General features: G+C 58.5%; 16 protein-coding genes. 4 read left to right on the top strand and 12 right to left on the bottom strand.

The annotated features are described in order from the left end of the window. Positions 1-8: 8 nt before the first annotated feature. Positions 9-590: a TetR/AcrR family transcriptional regulator gene (locus HB633_RS26050; RefSeq protein ID WP_213781028.1), complete on the bottom strand. Its 582-nt coding sequence runs from the start codon at positions 588-590 to the stop codon at positions 9-11. 186 nt (positions 591-776) lie between these two features. Here HB633_RS26050 and HB633_RS26045 point away from each other — a divergent pair, with 186 nt between their 5' ends. Further along, on the top strand, positions 777-1,859 hold the full coding sequence (locus HB633_RS26045) for an AI-2E family transporter (RefSeq protein ID WP_213781027.1): 1,083 nt from the start codon (positions 777-779) through the stop codon (positions 1,857-1,859). Positions 1,860-1,929: 70 nt separating this feature from the next. Here the strand turns inward: HB633_RS26045 and HB633_RS26040 are convergent, their stop codons facing one another. The 9 genes from HB633_RS26040 to HB633_RS26000 form a co-directional block, all read right to left on the bottom strand. After that, positions 1,930-3,582 (bottom strand): SpoVR family protein, encoded by a 1,653-nt coding sequence (locus tag HB633_RS26040; RefSeq protein ID WP_213781026.1) that lies wholly within the window; start codon positions 3,580-3,582, stop codon positions 1,930-1,932. Next, positions 3,579-4,844 carry a DUF444 family protein gene (locus tag HB633_RS26035; protein WP_213781024.1) on the bottom strand — a complete coding sequence of 422 codons (1,266 nt, stop codon included), beginning with the start codon at positions 4,842-4,844 and terminating at the stop codon, positions 3,579-3,581. The genes HB633_RS26040 and HB633_RS26035 overlap by 4 nt, the downstream gene beginning before the upstream one ends. A gap of 222 nt (positions 4,845-5,066) precedes the next feature. Next, complete coding sequence (locus HB633_RS26030) at positions 5,067-6,989, bottom strand: PrkA family serine protein kinase (RefSeq protein ID WP_056353292.1); 1,923 nt, start codon at positions 6,987-6,989, stop codon at positions 5,067-5,069. A 769-nt stretch (positions 6,990-7,758) separates the two neighbouring features. Beyond that, positions 7,759-8,520, bottom strand: a complete 762-nt coding sequence (locus HB633_RS26025; protein ID WP_213781023.1) for a hydratase — start codon at positions 8,518-8,520, stop codon at positions 7,759-7,761. A 230-nt stretch (positions 8,521-8,750) separates the two neighbouring features. Further along, entirely contained in the window at positions 8,751-10,469 is a 1,719-nt protein-coding gene (locus HB633_RS26020) for a methyl-accepting chemotaxis protein (protein WP_213781022.1), read from the bottom strand. Between the two features lie 350 nt (positions 10,470-10,819). Then, complete coding sequence (locus HB633_RS26015; RefSeq protein WP_213781020.1) at positions 10,820-11,854, bottom strand: LacI family DNA-binding transcriptional regulator; 1,035 nt, start codon at positions 11,852-11,854, stop codon at positions 10,820-10,822. Positions 11,855-12,199: 345 nt separating this feature from the next. Beyond that, positions 12,200-13,810: a sugar ABC transporter ATP-binding protein gene (locus HB633_RS26010; RefSeq protein WP_213781019.1), complete on the bottom strand. Its 1,611-nt coding sequence runs from the start codon at positions 13,808-13,810 to the stop codon at positions 12,200-12,202. A gap of 249 nt (positions 13,811-14,059) precedes the next feature. Next, a complete protein-coding gene (locus tag HB633_RS26005) occupies positions 14,060-15,034 on the bottom strand; it encodes a sugar ABC transporter substrate-binding protein (protein WP_213781059.1) in 975 nt (324 codons plus the stop codon). A 206-nt stretch (positions 15,035-15,240) separates the two neighbouring features. Then, entirely contained in the window at positions 15,241-15,522 is a 282-nt protein-coding gene (locus HB633_RS26000) for a hypothetical protein (protein ID WP_213781018.1), read from the bottom strand. A 447-nt stretch (positions 15,523-15,969) separates the two neighbouring features. On the opposite strand from HB633_RS26000, the gene HB633_RS25995 reads away from it, so the two are divergent. From HB633_RS25995 to HB633_RS25985, 3 genes are all read left to right on the top strand, one after another. After that, positions 15,970-16,278, top strand: a complete 309-nt coding sequence (locus HB633_RS25995) for a PsiF family protein (RefSeq protein WP_056353272.1) — start codon at positions 15,970-15,972, stop codon at positions 16,276-16,278. Positions 16,279-16,565: 287 nt separating this feature from the next. Next, entirely contained in the window at positions 16,566-17,051 is a 486-nt protein-coding gene (locus HB633_RS25990; RefSeq protein ID WP_213781017.1) for a hypothetical protein, read from the top strand. A 376-nt stretch (positions 17,052-17,427) separates the two neighbouring features. Next, positions 17,428-18,018, top strand: coding sequence for a YSC84-related protein (locus HB633_RS25985; protein ID WP_056353774.1), 591 nt, complete (start codon positions 17,428-17,430; stop codon positions 18,016-18,018). Between the two features lie 97 nt (positions 18,019-18,115). On the opposite strand, the gene HB633_RS25980 is transcribed toward HB633_RS25985, so the two are convergent. After that, positions 18,116-19,183, bottom strand: coding sequence for a glycosyltransferase family 4 protein (locus HB633_RS25980; RefSeq protein WP_213781016.1), 1,068 nt, complete (start codon positions 19,181-19,183; stop codon positions 18,116-18,118). A gap of 237 nt (positions 19,184-19,420) precedes the next feature. Further along, positions 19,421-20,827, bottom strand: a complete 1,407-nt coding sequence (gene otsA, locus HB633_RS25975; protein ID WP_213781015.1) for an alpha,alpha-trehalose-phosphate synthase (UDP-forming) — start codon at positions 20,825-20,827, stop codon at positions 19,421-19,423. Positions 20,828-20,930: the final 103 nt, after the last annotated feature.

Here is a 20,930-nt window from a genome sequence, read left to right as displayed (position 1 = left end):
GCATCCGATCAATCCGCCTTGCGCGCGACGCCTCGCCAGAACACATCGAAGCCAATCTTGCGATACAGCCCTGACTCAGCGGGATAAGCGTTCATGAATCCCATGGTGGTCTCGGCCAGCGCCTTCATGCTCGCCGCAATGAATTCGCATGGATAAGCCTGCAATATCTCAGTCCGGATGCTGTGCTGCGCGAGCGCTTCAATTTCGGCAAACGGCTCGTAGCCGACCGCCTTGGATTCATCCGTGACGATATCCGCGACCGACAACTGGTCGAGCACATTCAGGCGCTGCGGGTTCGCGACGCCCCAATCGACAAACGCGTTCCACAGGTACTCGAGCCGGTCCCGCACCGGGCCTTGCCGAGGAAAATGCGCCATCAGGGCATCGGCGAGTTCGAGTTTGATGGACCGGTACAACGCGTTGACCAAGTCGTCCTTCGTGCGGAAATACGTGAACAACGTCCCCTCGGCGACGCCCGCCTGCCTGGAAATGGCCGAAGTAGGCGCCGCAGCCAATCCGCGCTCGGCAAACACCTGCTCCGCGGCGAGAAGTAGCGCATTGCGTTTGTCGTCGCTTTTGGGTCGGGCCATCGAAGTTATCTTGCGGATTAAATGAGTGAACACTCAATTATAACCATTTTTGAGATGGCTGCAGACATTGCACCGGACGAGCTAAAACTCGCGCGTGCTAGCATCGGGCCATCTTCTTGCTAAGGGGCGCCGGCATGGAAGCTTGCCGCACCCACTTCACGTTTCCCAGCTTCCCTCAGGGCACTTATGAATAACCACTCGGTTCACCAGAAGTTCTTCCACATCCTGCTGTTCGTTGTCACGGTTGCGCTTTGCTGGATCCTGACGCCGTTCTTCGGCGCGATCTTCTGGGGCACGATTCTCGCCATACTGTTCCAGCCGATGCAGCGCTACCTTGCCGCCAAGTTCGGCAAGCGCCGCAATCTGGCTGCGTTTGCAACGCTTGGCCTGACAATCGTGATCGTGATCTTGCCGCTCAGCTTCGTTGCGGCCACGCTGGTCCAGGAAATCGGCCTCGCCTATACGCAAATCAAGTCAGGACAGCCCAACTTCACGATGTACTTCCAGGAAGCCATTCACGCGCTGCCGAAGTCCGTGCAAACGCTGCTTGGCCGCTTCGGATTGACCGATATTCCGAGCATCCAGAAACGGCTCACCGACGGCGCCGCGGCGATCAGCCAGTTCGTTGCCACGCAGGCCTTCAGCATCGGTCAGAACACGTTCCAGTTCGTGATCAGCTTCGGCGTGATGCTGTATCTGGTGTTTTTCCTGCTGCGAGACGGCGGTGAAATCGGCCGGCGCATCCGCCGCGCGCTGCCGCTCGATGAAGCGCCCAAACAGCATCTGATCGCCAAGTTCACGACCGTGGTACGCGCAACCGTGAAGGGCAATATCGCCGTTGCCGCCGCCCAGGGTTTTCTCGGCGGAATGATCTTCATGTTTCTCGGCATCCAGGGCTCGTTGCTTTGGGGCGTGCTGATGGCGTTCCTGTCGCTGCTTCCGGCCATCGGCGCCGCGCTCGTCTGGGCGCCGGCGGCGGCTTATTTCCTGCTCACCGGCGACATCTGGCGAGGTGTGATCCTGATCGCGTTCTGCGTGGTCATCATCGGTCTGGTCGATAACATCTTGCGCCCCATTCTCGTTGGCAAGGACACGAAAATGCCGGACTGGGTCGTCCTGATTTCGACTTTGGGCGGAATGGGCCTGTTCGGTATCAACGGGTTCGTGATCGGACCATTGATCGCCGCGTTGTTCATGGCGGCATGGGACTTGTTCACGCAAAACGAAGAAGGACAGGCTGAAGGGACGCGTACCATCGATAAGGTCTGAGTGCACGGCCAATAAAAAACGGCTCGCTGAATGATTCAGCGAGCCGTTTTGTTCAAGCGTTCAACGAGACTCAACGCCGTTCCGCGCCCGTATATTTGCAGTCGAAGCGTTTCCTGACCGTGCCGTTTTCATCGACGCTTTCAAGGTAGACGTCGAACTGCCACAGCCGGGCCATGTGCTTCAGGACTTCCTCGCTGTCATTGGTGAGATGGCGGTTATCGGTCATGAAATGGCGCAGCGTGAGGCTTCGATCACCCCGCGTGTTCACTGAATACACCTGGATATTCGGCTCCCGGTGATGCATATCGTATTGACGCGATAACGCCTGCCGCACGTATCGATACCCGCTTTCGTCGTGAATTGCCGATACTTCCAGCGAGTCGCGCATGTCGTCATCGAGAATCGAGAACAGACGCATTTCCCGGATCAAATGCGGCGACAAATACTGCGCGATAAAACTCTCGTCCTTGAAATTGCGCATGGCGTAGTGCAGCGCTTCCAGCCAGTCGCTGCCGGCAAGCTCAGGAAACCATTCGCGGTCTTCGTCCGTCGGGTTTTCGCAGATTCGGCGTATATCGCTCATCATCGAAAAACCGAGCGCATACGGATTGATGCCGCTGTAATACTGCTTGGTCACCGGCGGCTGATACACCACGTTGCTGTGCGAATGGAGGAACTCCATCATGAAGCCGTCCTCAAGCCGGCCTTCCGCATACAGCGTATTGAGCAGCGTGTAATGCCAGAACGTGGCCCAGCCTTCGTTCATGACCTGCGTTTGCCGCTGCGGATAAAAATACTGCCCGACCTTGCGCACGATACGAATCACCTCACGCTCCCAGGGTTCGAGCAAGGGCGCATTTTTCTCCGCGAAGTACAGCAGGTTTTCCTGCGGTTCGGGCGGATATCGGCTTTCGATTTCTTCGGTGGTCGTCGCCTTCTTGTTCGGCAACGTGCGCCAGAGTTCATTCACTTGCGATTGCAGATACGCTTCACGTTCACGCCGCGCCGCAGCTTCCTTGGCCAGCGACAATTTCTGCGGCCGCTTGTACCGGTCAACGCCGTAGTTCATCAGCGCGTGGCATGAATCGAGCAACTCCTCCACTCGATCAATCCCGTGCCGCTCCTCGCATTCCGCGATGTAATTCTTCGCATAAACCAGGTAATCGATGATCGCGTGCGCATCCGTCCACAACTTGAACAGATAGTTGCCCTTGAAGAACGAGTTATGCCCGTAAGCCGCATGCGCGATGACGAGCGCTTGCATCGTCATCGTGTTCTCTTCCATCAGGTACGCAATACACGGGTTCGAGTTGATGACGATCTCGTACGCAAGACCCATCTGCCCGCGTCTGTAACTCTTCTCCGTAGACAGAAAATGCTTGCCGAAGGACCAGTGCCGATAATTCACCGGCATGCCCACCGACGCATACGCGTCCATCATCTGCTCGGCGCTGATGAGCTCGAGTTGGATGGGATAGACGTCGAGCCCATAGCGCTGCGCGACACGCGCGATCTCGGTGTCGTACTCCTCGATGAGTTCGAAGGTCCAGTCCGACGGACACGGCAACGGCCTCTTTTCCGCCACGTTCATGGTGTCTCCTTCCGGCGTCGCGCTCGCGCGCGGCTTCCTGGCCTTTTGCGGCGCGCTGTCTTGTGCTTTCAGTTCTTCGCCAGGTTTCAGATGATATCCACGTGCTTCGTTGTTCAAATGCCTTGTCGTCATGCAGCCGCCTGTTGTTTTTCGAACAGTTCGCGAAAGACCGGATAGATATCCGCAGCCGATTCGACCTTTTTCATCGCGAGTTCCGGCGCGCTTTGAGCCAGATGAGCGTATTCGACCCAGAGGTTCTGCTCTTCGGGCGCGACCTGGATATACGCGAAATACCGCACCTTATGCAGGATGTCTTCCGAGAGAAGTTTGCGGCACTTGGGTGAATCGTCGGTCCAGTTGTCGCCGTCAGATGCCTGGGCGCCGTAGATGTTCCATTCCGAAGGCGAATAACGCTCGTCCATGATCTTCTTCATCAACTCCAGCGCGCTCGATACCACCGTGCCGCCACTTTCCGTCGAATGAAAAAACGTTTCTTCGTCTACTTCTTCCGCACGCGTGTGATGCCGGATGAAGACCACTTCGATCTTCTCGTAATTGCGGTTCAGGAACAGGTACAGAAGAATGAAGAAGCGCTTGGACAGGTCCTTGCGTTGTTCGTCCATGGAGCCGGACACATCCATCAGGCAGAACATCACGGCCTTGCTGGACGGCGTTGGCTGCTTGGTCCGGTTCACGTAGCGCAAATCGAACGGATCGATAAACGGAATCCGCGTAATGCGCCCCTTCATGATCACGATCTCGGCTTCGAGCCGCGCGATCTCTTCGGGGTCACCCTTCTCGTCCAGGAGCACTTCGAGCTGGCGCTCCATCTCGTGCAACTGACGTGACAAAGGCGAGCCCAGCGCAATCCTGCGTCCAAGCGCACTGCGTAGCGACCGGACGACGTCGATATTGTTCGGCGTGCCTTCCGCCGAAAACCCCGCGCGCACGTTCTTCCACGTCGGCACTGCGGCCAACTGGGTTTTCACGAGACGCGGCAGCTCGAGGTCATCGAAGAAATACTGCATGAATTCTTCGCGCGAAAGCTCGAACACGAAGTCGTCCTGCCCTTCGCCTTCGTTGCTTGCGCTCTTACCGCCGCCGCCTCCGCCGCCATTCGGACGCGCGATCTTGTCGCCGCGAATGTATTCGGCGTTGCCCGGATGCACGAGCTCACGCTTTCCGCCAGGCCCATGCCGGAACGACGGTTCGGCGATGTCCTTCTTCGGAATCGTGATGCTTTGCGTACTTTGGATGTCCTTGATGCTACGGTCTCGAACGGCGTCCGACACCGCGCGGCGGATGTAGTTTTTGACACGACGCAAAAAGCGTTCGCGGTTGGCAATGCTCTTGTTCTTACCGGCTAACCTGCGGTCGATGATTTGATGCAGCACATCCAGTCTCCCGCGTAATTGGCGAGGAAGCGACGCGTCCGTAGTTCATTATGAACCCATCAGCACTCGCCAAGGTGCTCGCGTTTCACCGGCTGGATGCCGGCGTCACGCGAACATATGACTATAGAACTAGCAACACACTACTGATTCAATCACGTTTTGCCTGGTTTCGCTTGGGAACAGATTGCCTCCTTGGCTCAAGACTGAACGCACTGCCATGCATTACGATGACTTGCGAACCCGCAGATACCAGTCGCACAGGAGACGAACCTGCTTCGGCGTGTAACCCTTCGCGACCATGCGGTTGACGAAATCCTCATGCTTGCGCTGTTCTTCAGCCGATCCCTTGGCGTTGAACGAGATCACCGGCAGGAGCTCTTCGGTGTTCGAGAACATCTTCTTCTCGATCACCACCCGCAGCTTCTCGTAGCTGATCCACGCCGGATTCTTGCCGCCGTTTGCCGCCCGCGCCCGCAGTACGAAATTCACGATCTCGTTGCGGAAATCCTTCGGGTTGCTGATGCCGGCAGGTTTCTCGATCTTTTCCAGTTCCGCATTCAGCGACGCACGGTCGAAACTTTCGCCGGTATCGTGATCGCGGAATTCCTGGTCCTGAATCCAGAAATCGGCATAAGTCACATATCGATCAAAGATGTTCTGGCCATACTCGGAATACGACTCCAGGTACGCCGTCTGAATCTCCTTGCCGATGAATTCGGCATAGCGCGATGCCAGCACGTCCTTGATGAACGACAGGTATTTCTGTTCGGTCTCCGGCGGGAACTGCTCGCGTTCAATTTGCTGTTCGAGCACGTACATGAGATGCACCGGATTGGCTGCAACTTCGGTGGAATCGAAGTTGAATACCCGCGAGAGAATCTTGAACGCAAAACGAGTCGATACCCCGTTCATGCCTTCATCGACACCGGCAAAATCGCGATACTCCTGGAACGATTTCGCCTTCGGATCAGTGTCCTTGAGATTCTCGCCGTCATAGACCTGCATCTTCGAAAAGAGGCTGGAATTCTCCGGCTCATGAAGGCGCGTCAGCACCGCCATCTGCGCCATCATCTTCAACGTGCCCGGCGCGCACACGGCGTTTGTCAGCGAAGAATTACGCAGCAGCTTCTCGTAGATCTTCATCTCTTCGCCATAGCGCAGGCAATACGGCACCTTCACCACGAAGATACGATCGAGCAGTGCTTCGTTATTCTTGTTGTTGCGGAACGTCTTCCATTCGGACTCGTTCGAGTGAGCCAGCACCACGCCGTCAAACGGGATTGCACCAAAGCCTTCCGTGCCCTTGAAGTTGCCTTCCTGGGTCGCGGTGAGCAACGGATGCAAGACCTTGATTGGCGCCTTGAACATTTCGACGAACTCGAGCAAACCCTGATTCGCAAGACACAAGCCGCCGGAATAGCTGTAGGCGTCGGCGTCGTCCTGTGAATAGGTTTCGAGCTTGCGAATGTCGACCTTGCCGACGAGCGACGAGATGTCCTGATTGTTTTCATCGCCCGGTTCGGTCTTGGCGATACCGATCTGACGAAGGATGGAAGGATAGCGGCGAACGATGCGGAACTTGCGGATGTCGCCGTTGAATTCGTGTAGGCGTTTCACAGCCCACGGACTCAGGATGTTTTTGAGGTAACGACGTGGAATGCCGTATTGCTCTTCGAGGATGGGACCGTCTTCGTCGTAGTCGAACAAGCCAAGAGGCGACTCGTTGACAGGTGAACCCTTGATTGCATAGAAAGGAACACGCTCGGCCAGTTGCTTCAGACGTTCGGCAATGGATGACTTGCCGCCGCCGACAGGACCCAGCAAATACAGGATCTGCTTCTTCTCTTCCAGCCCTTGAGCCGCATGCCGGAAGTACGACACCACCTGCTCGATCACTTCCTCCATTCCGTAGAACTCACGGAATGCCGGATACACCTTGATCACCTTGTTTGCAAACACACGCGATAAACGCGGGTCCGTGCGCGTGTCGACTGACTCCGGTTCCCCGATAGCCGCCAACATCCGTTCGCCCGCTGTTGCATACGTTGCAGGATCGTCTTTGCAGAGCGCGAGATACTCTTCGAGCGAGAATTCCTCCTCGCGGGTTTTTTCGAAGCGGGTCGCGAAACTGCTGTAGATATCCATGCTACCTCCTCGCCGAAGTCAGAAAGCAATGTGTGCGCGGCGCGCCTAATCAGAACAACATCGCTTCAGTTCATCCTAAACCTATTCGAATTTTTTTTCATGCAAATGCGTTGCTGATTTGCTTCGAAGTATTCCTAGCTTGGTGGAATATTTTCGTTCACCTACAATCATCATCCCGACTCGCGAAACGTCTTCGGCAATAGCTGCACAGCCTTGCTGTACAAGCCCTGGACCCATGCGACACGTTAGCAGCCCAAGTGCCCGGCTGCTGCTGCCGCAGACGAGTTGCGCGCCGCGTTTGTGCTTCTTGCTTATCGTCCGGTTATCCTCCGCTTATCTACCGCTCATCCACAGACTCATCCACATGTTATCCACCGGTATAAAGGATCTGTATCGGCGGGTCGGTTACCTGGCTGCATGCGTATATACGCGCATCAGAGCCTAAACGATGCAGACCCTATGCCCTTTTTACCAACATGGTGCGCGCCGCCATTCAGTAACCCTTCTCATCGATACAACACTACGCAGATCTCTTTCTTACACAACGACTCGCAATCTCATTGGTTGACCGCCGTAACCCCAGCTTTTGTGCGCTCACATACGTCATTCATGGATGCAATACCCGAGATGCGCAAAGGGATTTAAACAATAAAAAAAGGCACTCATCGAGTGCCTTCGTGTGGTGTGGTTTCGACATTGCATTAGCTAAAGCATGCAGCGTTACAAATCTGTTAAAGCTTCGTTCATGCGCGCTTGAGGCACGCAATGCTTACTCCAGCGTCAATTCGATATCGCCAATGCGATCAATGCGCCCGCTGACCACCCCCGGCCCTTCAATGCGGCGCGCCCCAGTGTAAGAACCGGTGGTGATCGTCCAGAACGGCTGCACGGTATGGCCGTACGTGCTGCAATGATTGACGAACCACACCAGCAGTTCGCGCGGGTCTCCAGCCGGATTTCCCGCGCTCGGCGGCACGATGGAGACGCCATCAACGCTCAGTTCGAGTTGCGGCGACAAGAAATCGAAGCCCGGCGCAATCACCTCATACGGCTCCATTTTGCCTACGATCAGTGCGCCGTTGTTTTGTGAATCGGCCAGTTGCGCGAGCGGCGCGAGATTCGGCCACTGCGCAAAACGGCTATCGACGACTTCGAGCGCGACCGCCATGCCGCCAAGCGCCGCAAATACCTCGCTGCGACTGTAAGCTTCGGCGCGCGGAGGCAGTGCATAAGAAAAACGAAACGCGATTTCCATCTCGATCAGCACGCGAAAAAACGACGCGTGCGCGATACGCGCGGGCGACGTGTGAACGAGTTCTGCATCGATAGGCGCCGTGTTCGCCTGCGCACCGGGCGACCGGGCGCCAACTTTCCACGCGCCGATCCGGGCGCCCGTCAGCGACAGGACTTCATGCTGGATGGCGTAGGCTGCGTTGGCATCGGCCGGAATATCTGCCGACTCGAGGTCCTCGATCAGCGTTCGCTGCCGGCGGGCCTGCACGAGTTGCGCAGCAAGAGTGGATTCGGTCATGGCATGTCCTGAAATGGTTATCGGATGCAGCGCACAGTGTACGGGGAAGTTGGCAATGGCCGCGAATCGGATGCGCGCCCTCATTACACCGTCGATATCCCATTTCACACGATCGTTTAAAACTTCCCCTGGAGGCTTTACGGCGACTACGCCGCGCACCAAACGCGCCGCAAACGAAAACGCGCCGCAAAAAATCGCGGCGCGTCGACAGGCCTGCATTTAGACCAGATTTAGAACGTTTCCCAGTCCCCACCGGCCGCTGCCAACGGCCGCCCCGCTGCAGCCACGGGTTTGGCCGGCGTTGCACGCTTGGCCTTGAGCGCCACGGACGGCCGGAATTTCGCCGCGCCCGGCGACGACACATTGCGCGGCGCCGTACGGGCGGCGCCGACGACCACCGAACCGTCATCGTTGAGGTGGAACACGGCCACGGCTTCGCGCAGCTTCGCCGCCTGATCTTCCAGCGATTGCGCCGCTGCAGCAGCTTCTTCCACGAGCGCCGCGTTCTGCTGCGTGACTTCGTCCATTTGCGTGACGGCGCGCGCAACCTGTTCAATACCACTGCTTTGCTCTTCCGATGCCGCTGCAATCTCGCCCATGATGTCCGTCACGCGCTGCACGGCGCCGATGATCTCGGCCATCGTGCGGCCGGCTTCATCGACCAGGGACGTGCCTGATTGCACACGCTCCACCGATGTATCGATAAGACCCTTGATCTCCTTCGCCGCCGCCGATGAGCGCTGCGCCAGGCTGCGCACTTCGCCCGCCACGACAGCAAAACCGCGTCCTTCCTCGCCGGCGCGCGCCGCTTCGACTGCCGCGTTGAGCGCAAGAATGTTCGTCTGGAACGCGATTCCTTCGATGATCGTAATGATGTCCGCGATCTTCGCCGAGCTTTGGTTGATATCGCCCATCGTGCCGACGACTTGCGCAACCACGCGGCTGCCCTTGTTCGCAATCTCCGACGCGTTTGCCGCGAGCGAGCTGGCCTGGCGAGCGTTATCGGCGTTCTGCTTCACGGTGCCGGTCAATTCGTCCATGCTCGACGCCGTTTCTTGCAGCGCCGACGCCTGCTCCTCGGTACGCGACGACAAATCGATATTGCCCGCTGCGATCTGCTTGGTCGCCGACGCGATGGATTCGCTGCCCGAGCGCACACTACGCACCGTCGCAACGAGGCTCGTCTGCATGCGCGCAAGGCCCTGCATCAGGAGACCCATTTCGTCGCGGGACGTGACGTTGACATGACGGCGCAGGTCGCCGGCGGCGATCGCATCGAAATGTTCGATCGCTTCGTCGAGCGGCCGGCCGATTGCACGGCGCAGCGCGAACCACGAGAACGCGGCGGCGGCGAGCCCGATCACGATTGCGGTCAGGCTCAGCGTTTCGAACGTCGATGCAGCGCCCTGGGCCGCGTCATAGCCCTGGCGCGCGGCATCGAACTGGAACTTGCGCAGCGCGTCGTTGGCGCCCGAGAGTTCGTTGTAGGTCGCCTGCATGGCCTTGGCCGATTCGACGATGCGCGCCTGATCGTTGGCTCTCACCGCCTCATACCCGCCATCGATCAGTTTCTGCAGCGCGAGGCGCTTTGCGTTCGATGCATCCGCAAGCTGTTTCTCGTGAGCGTCGACCGCCGGAAGCTCGGAATATTTTTTCCAGAAGCCGTCGGCCTTGGAGCGCATCAACGTGCCCCGTTCGATGGTCGATGCAACCTCAGGCGTGCCGGCCAGAAAGGCTGCGCGATCAAATACCAGGCGCTCGCGCGCGGAATAGAGTTCCGCGTTGCTCACGGCGTTCGCGCTGGGCATCTGGTTTTCGAACGTGTCGCGATAGGCCCGGTTCGCCTGCGTCATGCCATAAAGGCCCAGGCCGCCGATTGCTACAAGCAGCAGGCCGAGGAAGGCCATCGTAAGACCGAGACGGGCCTTGATCGTGAGACTCATGTTCATGATTTTCCTTGAAGCCGCGTGTTTGAATGATCGGCGGCGGTGGTCGGTCCATCTCGTTTCCACGATGACCCAAACGCGCCTGCTTGCTCAGGTTTTACGGCGTGTAAGCCACGCACTTTAGGAAAATTTTGAAATGATGTTTCATCAGATGAATCGATCGTGCAGTTTTGGAGCTCGATTGACACGAATGTGATCCAGATATTCGAATGTAGTAGGTGTTTATCTGGATAGGGTGAACGCCATCATGCTTTCAATCAGCTGCCGCCGATTCCGAAGCGGCCTTTTCTGCAAAGGCCCAAAAAGCAACGGGCCGGCATGAAGCCGGCCCGTTTTCGCCCAACGTGTTTCGATCAATGCCCGCGCGCGGTCTCGCTCACCTCGCCCTGCGGCACGACTCCAGTCGATTCCCGCAAGATCATATGCGGCGTCACGACGCGCCTGCGTGTGCTCGCCGGCACCTTTCCGGCAATCCGGTCAATCAGCGTTTGCGCCGCGAGCTCACCCAGTTCCCGCACGGACTGCCCTACGGTCGACAAGGCCGGATAGGTGTATCGGCTCAGTTCGATGTCGTCGAATCCGATGATCGAGCAATCCTTCGGCACGTTGATCCCGCGCTCCGCCGCCGCCCGCAATGCGCCGACGCCCATCATGTCGTTGCACGCGAAAATCCCGGTCGGCCTCAACGTATCGAAGAGTTGCGACGCGGCTTCATAACCGCCCGTTGCCGAAAATGCGCTCTGCTGAATCGCATTCGGCTCGATCTCGATACCGCGCTCGGCCATCGCGCGAATAAAGCCGTGCACGCGCATTGCGCTGACCGCCGTGGCGATCGGCCCGGTAATGCAGGCAACGCGCGAATGCCCGAGTTGCAGCAAATGACGCGTGGCGAGATATCCGCCTTTCTCATGATCGATCTGCACCAGATCCGCCGATACCCCCTCGATGTTCCTGTCCAGGATCACCAGGGGTTCACGTGCACCCGCCAGGCTTTGAGCGAGCACCGCATCTTCTCCCGCCGATGCGATCACCAGCCCGTCGATGCGCTTTTCCTGCAACACGCGAAGGTAGCTGCGCTGTTTGGCGGGGTCGTCGTCGGAATTGCAGAAGAACATGCAATAGCCGTTCTTCGCACATCCATCTTCCACGCCGCGCGCCAGTTCCGCGAAATACGGGTTGGTCGCGTTCGGCACCAGCAAGCCGATGGTGAGCGTGTTGCGCGCCTTGAGGGAACGCGCTACCGCCGAAGGCACGTAGTCCAGCTCCCGGATTGCACGCTCGACTTTGACCCGGACTTCAGCCGATACAGGCCGCGAGTTGTTCACCACATGAGACACGGTTGTGAACGAAACGCCCGCAATGGCCGCTACATCTTTGATCGTCGCCATACTTGGTCCTTCTCTCTGACTTTTGGTCTTGCTTTTGCTCTTTTAGTTGGTACCCGCAACGCGCATGGGCCTTGACAGCCCACCGCCCGATGGCACCCGTTCCCTTCTGGTTTCGCGACCCTCCTGGGCCGTCCGCCGGCGTGAATCCCCGTGCCGGCTTTTTATGTTGCTACGTCCGCAGCCTGCGGCTGAGTGTTCTCTTTGTTACCCGCTACGCCCGCAGACAAGCAAATGCGTAACGTAACGTCCGACATGCATCCGCTCGTTCGGAGCACTGAGCGGTCCCAACTCCGCCCGAGGCATCTCTGTCAAGCACCCGCTATGCCAAGCAAGGCGGGACCCGGTTCACCGTTCGACTTCACCCGTCTCGGCAGGCGGCGCTTTCGCGTCCGGCACGATGGGCTCCTGAAGAATCTCATCGCGTTTTGCGTAGCCCGCAAATGCCGCGGCGAGCAGCATGTCCTGCGTCCAGTCATCGCGATCGAAGATTCCGGTCATCCGCCCCGCCGACATCACGCCAATCCGGTCGCAGATCAGCATCAGCTCGCGCAGGTCACTCGATACCACCACCAGCGCGCGTCCTTCCAGCGCCAACGCGCCCATCAACGCATAGATGTCGAACTTCGCGCCGACGTCGATGCCGCGCGTGGGTTCATCGAAGAGCAACACTGTGGAGTCGCGTGCAAGCCAACGCCCGATCACAACCTTCTGCTGATTGCCGCCCGACAACTCCGACACCGGCTGCGACGGGCCCGCCGCGCGTATATGCATGGCGTCGATCTGCGTCTGGGCAAGCGCGGCTTCGCGCCGTCCATCGACAAAACCCTTGCTCGATACCGCGCCGATGTTCCCGAGCGAAATGTTCGCGGCGATCGGCTGCGGCAAAAGCAGTCCTTCGCCCTTGCGATCCTCCGTGATCAGCGCAATGCCGTTCTTCACGGCGTCGGCGGGCGATGCGATCTTCACCGGTGCGAGCGCCGCGCCTTTATGCGCCACCGATACCACGCCGCCATCGGCCTTGTCCGCGCCGTAGATCAGCCGCATCAGCTCGGTACGGCCCGCGCCAATCAGGCCGCTGATGCCGAAAATCTCGCCGGCTTTCACTTCGAACGATACGTCGCGGACCACATCGGCGCGGCGCATGCCATCGACCTTCAGCGCAACGTCCCGGATCTTCCGTTCGCCCAGATCGATCCGTTCGCCAATGTCACGTCCCACCATCAGCGTGACGAGCCGGTCGCTCGTCAGGTTCGCCATGTCGTCGATGTGAACCAGTTTGCCGTCGCGCAACACGGCTGCGCGCCCCGCAATCCGCCGCAATTCTTCCAGCCGGTGCGAGATGTACACCAGCGCCACGCCCCGCTCCTTCAGACGCTCGACCTGTTCGAACAGCAGATCGACTTCGCGCGCCGTCAGCATGGCAGTGGGTTCGTCGAGGATCAGCACGCGGCAATCGCCAATCAAATTGCGCGCGATCTCCACCATCTGCTGATGCCCGATCCCCAGTTCGCCGACCAAGGTGCCGGGATCGATTGCATCCAGTCCGACCTGCTGCATGGCGTGGTGTGCGTCCTCGCGCAACGCAGCACGGTCGATCCAGCCGAACTTCAGACCCTTGCGCTGGGGCAAACGGTTGAGGAACAGGTTCTCCGCAACCGATAGCGTCGGCAGGAGATTGAGCTCCTGCATCACCATGCGCACGCCGAGCGCCTCGGCTTCCTTGCGGCTCGCCGGTGCGTACGGCGCGCCGCCGAGCGTCATCGAACCGGTGGTTGGATCGACCAGTCCACCGATAATCTTGGACAACGTGCTCTTGCCCGCGCCGTTTTCGCCGGTCAATGCCAGCACTTCGCCCGCGCGCAGATCCAGCGTGACGCCCGTCAGCACTGGCTCCACATAGGTCTTGCCAACACCGCTCACGGTCAAGACCGGGGCAGTTCCCACAATAGTGTCCATCGCCTTCCCGCTGCTGCTGACCGGCGCCTTGTTGGGCGGAGCATGCCGCAATCGTTTGCAGGCAAGCCACTCCAGCTAGCGTCTCCCGGTCTTTCGCGCCAGTAAAAACCATGCTGAGCATCGCCTGAGCGTTCGATGAAAGCTGCCTTGCCAACCTGGCTATGCCTTCAATTATCGGCAGCGATGCCCAGTTCTTGAGATTTTAGACAGAATTCGACAGACGAATCCTGTTTTTCACGTAGATGCTTACTACTTTTTGGTAACGAGGTCCACCGGCGTTTCAACCACGCCCGAGAGTTCCGATTGCTTCTTGTGGTCGGCAATGGCCTTCAACGCGGTATCGATGCCAAAAACGGCCTGCTTCGCAGCGTATTGATCGGCGGTGGCGAGCACGCGGCCATCGGCGAGCATCGGCTTGATGGCGTTGATGTTGTCGTAACCCACGACCTGAACCTTGCCGGCCTTGCCCGCCGCACGCACCGCGGACACGGCGCCGATCGCCATGTTGTCGTTGCCGCAAAGCAGTGCCTTCACGTTCGGGTTAGCGTTTAAGATCTGCGATGCAACCGCGTTGCCCTTGTCGATTTCCCAATCGCCCGATTGCAATGCGACCACCTTCACGCCTGCAGTCTGCATGGCTTGCTTGAAACCCGCCGTGCGCTGCTGCGCATTCGTAGTCGTTGAAACGCCTTCGATGATGCCGACCTCATCGCCGGATTTGAGCTTCTGCTTGGCCAGATACTCACCCACCTGACGCGCGCCCTTGGCATTGTCCGGACCGACGAACGGCACGTTCAGATCCTTCGATTTGAGCACGTCGGTATCGAGCTTGTTGTCGATGTTCACCACAATGATCCCGGCGTCCACCGCCTTCTTGATCACCGGAACCAGTGCCTTCGAATCAGCCGGGGCGATCACGAGTGCATCGACCTTGGAGACGATCATCTGCTCCACGATGCGAATCTGGTTGGCGGTATCCGTCTCGTCCTTGATGCCGTTCGTGATCAAGTCGAACTGGTTCGGATTGTGTTTCTGGTAGTCCTTGGCGCCGGTTTCCATGGTCAGGAAAAACTCGTTCGCGAGGGATTTCATCACGAGCGCGACCTTCGGCTTGTGCGCGGCTTGCGCGGCGGCGGCGCTCGAGTAAATGGATAACGGCAGCGCGGCACATGCGCCAATCGACAGCGCAACGCCAAGAAAGCGGCGGCGCAGCGCGGGTTTCAAGTTCTTGTCATGTGAGTTCATGCAACGAATCTCCTGGATTGTTCGAGTTGTTGGATAAAACGGCATAGAACGTCTAGAACGCGCCGGCCAGCCGTTTGGCCGACAGCAATTGCCCGAAGCGTGGACGTTTCCCCGGTACGCCGCAATTGCTGATGCCCCTGATTTCAGCGAGCCAAGGCACAAAAAACACTCACATGACGCGGCCTTCAGAGTTCGTCGACGGACTGGCCTTCCACCTGCTTGTCGATGATCTTGCGCGCGTAGTCGATCCCGGCCCGTGTTGCATCGATAGGACTTTCGAACGGTTCCTGGTCAGGCACGCCGAACATTTCCGATCTGCCGCTCTCGCCGGCTGAACTTCGCGAAATGGTCACGACAATATCAAAATGGCGCGGACCGTCGTCGGGCTCGTCGCGTTCTTTCGCGCGGCGCAACGCCTGGACGCTGATCTCAAAACCTTTGTAGTGATCTGACAAGGGACTGGACATACTCGACTCCTTGGAACGGTTTGAACAAGCGGATCGGCGACGGGTGGAGCATCGCACGGCCTCAGGCTAAAGCGCAGATGCGACGATTTGAATCACCACACCACACGCCCGAGGCACGATGTGGCGACGCTGCAACGCAGCTTCGTCTGCGCACAGCGGGGCGTGTGCATCGGAAAATTGTAAGCCTGAGGCAGTCAATTGCCGTCATCGTGAAGCACAAGCTTACAACCTTGGTGGCGTCAAGACCGCGACATTGGTCAAGCGCCGCCGGACCGACGCGCGAGCGCAGGTTTTCATGCTGTATCGGTACGAAACCGTACGGCATTTGTAGGGCTTTTTGCCATAATGAGGCGCCGAAACACGGAAAGCCGTCCGGCATACGCCAGTTTTGATCCACGACCGGCGTCACCTCGCAGCACGTCATCCATCTAAAAAGGGAGCATCGCCATGAAGATCCGGGCAACCATGACAGCGTTGGCACTGGGAGCCGCCTTAAGCGTGAGCTTCGCCGCAACGCCGGCATTCGCGCAGAACAGCCAGCAATCGAAAATGAGCACTTGCAACACGCAAGCCGCGGGCAAGAAAGGCGACGAACGCAAGGCGTATATGAAGGACTGCCTTTCATCGGCGCCAGTTGCTGCAGCTGCACCCATGACCCAGCAGCAGAAAATGACGGCCTGCAACAAGACGGCTACGGGCAAGAAAGGCGATGAACGCAAGGCGTTCATGAAAGACTGTCTGAGCAACAAGGGTTAGTCGCGCCGAGGTGACGCAAGTCGATGCAGCAAGAGCCGCGGGCCTTCGGGCACGCGGCTTTTTTATTGAGCCACCGATAAAAACACGGCCGAGCCAATAGCCCAAAAAACGGGAAAACCCTCGGCCCATCATATTGCAGTGCACCTACGCTGCTGCTACGCGCCACGCGTTTTATCTCATAAGATGACGCGGAGGCGGCCCGCCCTACAACACAAATACGACACTCAAGCGCCATCGGTCCGCCAGTCTTGCCGGTTTGCAGCATTGCAACGGACGGAGGCCCGAGGATGGTGTGGCGATATAAAAACCGCTGGTTCAGGCGGTGGCTGGTCCTGATTGTTTTCTGGGCGGTCCCGGTAATGATCGTGGCCGCCAATGAAATCCGCGAGCAACTCGCCTACGATTCTGCGGACCTGTCACATACGCTCTCCACGTGGACGTTCACCGACGCCCAGCGCGCCCTGCCCGCCATTCAGCGCTGCCACGGTTCGGTCGATGAAGCGCGCACCGCTGGATGTCCACAAGACGTCCTGGCCTCGAAGACTGCGCTGGACCAGCAAGCCAACGCGCAATATGCAACCCGCAAACACGTTCTGTTCGGCTACCTCTGGACGGCTTTCGTCGGGTATTGGGTCGTGCCGGCCATCACGCTCTTCGTGCTAGGCGCGATCATCGGTGTGATTCGCCGTTCGCTGCGGCATCCCTTGAAGAAAACGGATGCCAAAACCGCGCACGATCCGGCACACAAGCCTGCGGGCATAGCCAAACAATGACACTACGCATTTGCGCTGCGACAACACATCAGCATCTTTTCGAGGAAATCAGCGGAGCTATCAAACTTATTTTCATGGGTAAGTTTGACCGTACTTCGGTGCTTTTCCCGGAGGTGGCGCGGATTTTGCGCAGTAGGGAATTGCCTGACGAGAACGACAAATGTTTCGCACAAACAAGCGGGTTCTCGCTCGGCCAAGGTGCAGGCCGGTCCAGGTCAAAATTACCTCACCGAATCGTGCTATCGTGCTGAAGCCCAAGCGGGGCAAGGGTTTGCGCGATCCACCGAGGTGTTGCTAAACGACCTGCTGTGTTATAAATCGCCCTGCTGGAACACTCGTAGATGGGGTTTCCCAAAAAACCACGATGGAGAAAACGATGCAAAGACGAAACTTCATGATCAAATCGACCGCCGCACTTGCAATGGGCGGCCTCGCGCTGGCCGGTTGCACGACGACGTCGAACCAGGGCGCACAAAAGACGGCCGGCGACTCGGACGCACGCCGTTCTATCGACGCGGATATCGATGCGACCATGCAGCGCCTGTATGTCACGGCGAAGGGCTCACGCGAACTCGTGGGCAAGGCGCGTGGCGTGCTCGTGTTCCCGTCGGTGATCCAGGCAGGCTTTATCGTGGGCGCGCAATACGGCAAGGGCGCGCTGCGAGTGGGCGGCAGCTCGGTCGGCTACTACAGCACGACCTCGGGTTCCATCGGTCTGCAGGCTGGTGCGCAATCGAAGTCGATCATCTTCCTGTTCATGACGCAGGACGCACTCGACAAATTCCGCAATACCGACGGCTGGTCGGTCGGCGGCGATGCATCGGTGGCGCTGGTCAAGATGGGCGCAAACGGCAATATCGATTCCACGACGGCAACCGCGCCGGTCGAAGTGTTCGTGCTTACGAACGCCGGCCTGATGGCCAACCTGTCGCTGGAAGGCACGAAGGTCTCGCGTCTGGCCATCTAAGTTTTCAGGCTGGCTTGCAGGACCAACGCAGCAAAAAACCGCCGCGCAGCACGACCCGAAAAGTCGTGTGCGCGGCGGTTTTCTTTATGACTTCTTTTTAGCTCGTGGCGCTGTCGATGAGCTTGAAACGCGAACGCTTTTGCGCCCTTACAACGGCCTGGTACGCATCCACATATTGCTGTGCCATCCTGTGCGACGTGAAGCGCTCCTCGAAGCATTTGCGCACGCCCGCACGCGAAATAGTGTGCAGCCGGTTCACGGCGGCAACCGCGCCGATCTCGTCCTCGACAATGAACCCCGACACGCCCTCGTCCACCACTTCCGGCACCGCTCCGCGGTTGAATGCGATGACCGGCGTGCCGCACGCCATGGATTCGATCATCACAAGGCCAAACGGCTCGGGCCAGTCGATCGGGAACAACAGCGCATGGGCGCCCGAGAGGAAGTCGGCTTTCTGGTGATCGTCAATTTCACCGATGAACTCCACGTATGGCAATTCCATCAACGGCGCGATTTCGCGTTCAAAATATTCGCGATCGGCTGAGTCGACCTTTGCCGCGATCTTGATCTTCATGCCGCAACGTCCCGCAATGCGGATGGCGGTATCGACGCGTTTTTCCGGCGATATCCGCCCGAGAAACGCCAGATAGGTTTGCTCGACCGGCTGCGGCATGTAGCGCTTTTCCGGCAGCCCGTGATAAACCGTCGTGAGCCATTTGGCCTGCGGCAACGGGTGGCGCTGCGAATCCGAAATCGAAATCACTGGCGCCGTATTGAATGTGTTGAATATCGGTTGCTGCTCAGGCAGATCTAGCCGCCCATGCAGCGTGGTCACGAACGGCGTGTCCTGGCGCTTGAAAAGCGAGAACGAGTAGTAATCCATGTGGAAGTGCAGCACGTCGAAGTCATCGGCGCGGCGGCGGACCATTTCCATCAGCAGCATGTGCGGCGCGATCCGGTCGCGGATAGCCGGGTCCAGGCGCAGCGCGCGCGGCCAGACAGCTTCCAGCTTTGCTTTGGTCTGGGAGTCGCCTGAAGCGAACAGCGTGACGTCGTGCCCGAGTTCCACCAGCGCCTCGGTGATGTACGACACGACCCGCTCCGTTCCCCCGTAAAGCTTTGGCGGCACCGACTCGGTCAGGGGTGCTATTTGTGCAATTCTCATTGTTCTCGTCTCCACTCGGTCTTACGTCGCCGTGATCTTTAACCGGTGCAATGCCGGATAAGGACGGTCGCCGGTCGTCGCGCGCGAAAATTCCACGCGCAGTGACGACACCCGCATTATTGGCCGCGAATGCACCGATGTTGGCAAAACTTTCACTTTCATGACGCTGTTACAGTCACGAAACACTCGTTTTGCAACGTTACTTGGGCGCGGGCAGCCTGTAGTCGAGACGCGTTGTTATTTTTTCCTGGAAGCCGGTTTGGTTTGATCGACGCCTCGCAAATCGGCTAGAAACGAGTCGCGCCACACGCCGAGATCGTACTTGCGGAGCATTTTCATGTTGGTTTCGTAGCGCTCGCGGCGCTCAGCAAGCGGCATCGATAACGCTCGGCCGATCGCTTCGCTCATCCCAACAATATCGTGGGGATTCACCATCACCGCGCCGGTCATTTCGTCGGCGGCGCCGGCGAACTGGGACAGGACGAGGACGCCCGGATCGTCGGGATTCTGCGCCGCGACGTACTCCTTCGCGACGAGGTTCATGCCGTCGCGCAACGGCGTGACCAGACCAATCTGCGATTCGCGGAAGAGCGACATCAGCTTCCACCGGTCATAACGCTGGTTCATGTAGCGAATCGGCGTGTAGTCGAGACCCGAGTACCGCCCGTTGATACGCCCTGCTTCGTATTCGAGGTTGTGACGGATCTGCTGGTAAGTATCGACATCTGAGCGCGTTGGCGGCGCGATCTGCACGAGCGTGACGTTGCCGCGCCATTCCGGAGACTTTTCCAGAAAATGCTCGAAAGCCTTGAATCGCTCGACCAGTCCTTTCGAGTAATCCAGCCGGTCCACGCTCATGATCAGCTTGCGCCCTTCAAGGCTCTGCTTCAGGTCCATCACGTCCTGACGCGCTTCGCCACGCTTGGCTTGTTCGGCGATTTCATCGGGGAAAATGCCGATCCGATACACGCCCGTTTTCAGCTTGCGGCCGAACGCTTCAACCTGGCCGTCGGCCGTTGCAGTGCCGTGTGCGTGGCGCACGATGTAATCATGAAACGCAGCCTGGTCGCCCGGCGTCTGGAAACCCACGACGTCGTAGCAGCACAGTGACTTGACCAGTTCCTCGTGCGGCGGAATGTTGAGCAGGATTTGCGGCGATGGAAACGGGATATGCAGGAAAAAACCCATTCGGTTCGTCACGCCTTCGGAGCGCAGCGCCTCGCCAAACGGGATCAGATGGTAATCGTGAACCCAGATGACATCGTCCGGCTGTAGCAGCTTGATTGCGCGATGCGCGAGCCACGAGTTCACCCTTCTGTATCCGGCGTACTCCTCGCGATCGTAAACAGCCAGATCATTTCGATAGTGAAAAACCGGCCAAAGCGTCGCGTTCGAAAAACCGCGGTAATACTGGTCGTAGTCTTTTTTGGGCAAGCCAACGGTCGCGAAGGTGACCGCGCCGTCCTGTTCGAGCTTCGGACCCTGGTTTGCGACGGTGTCGCTGACCACGTCGCCGCTCCAGCCGAACCACACGCCCCCGCTGTCCTTCAGCGCGCCGAACACCCCAACGGCGAGGCCGCCGGCGGAGCCTTTGGTTTCGGTGGGTGACGCAACTCGGTTCGATACAACCACTAGACGGCTCATGCTTGACAGTCCCTTTTATTGATTCGTGACGTCCGGATGTTCAGGATCTATCTCGAAATAGTAGTGAGTTTGGCCTTGGGCGGCGGCGTCAGTTCAAACTTTG

It is taken from the genome of Caballeronia sp. dw_276 (genome assembly GCF_018449635.1).
Classification (GTDB): Bacteria; Pseudomonadota; Gammaproteobacteria; order Burkholderiales; family Burkholderiaceae; genus Caballeronia.
This window is presented reverse-complemented; position numbering and strand designations above follow the sequence as displayed.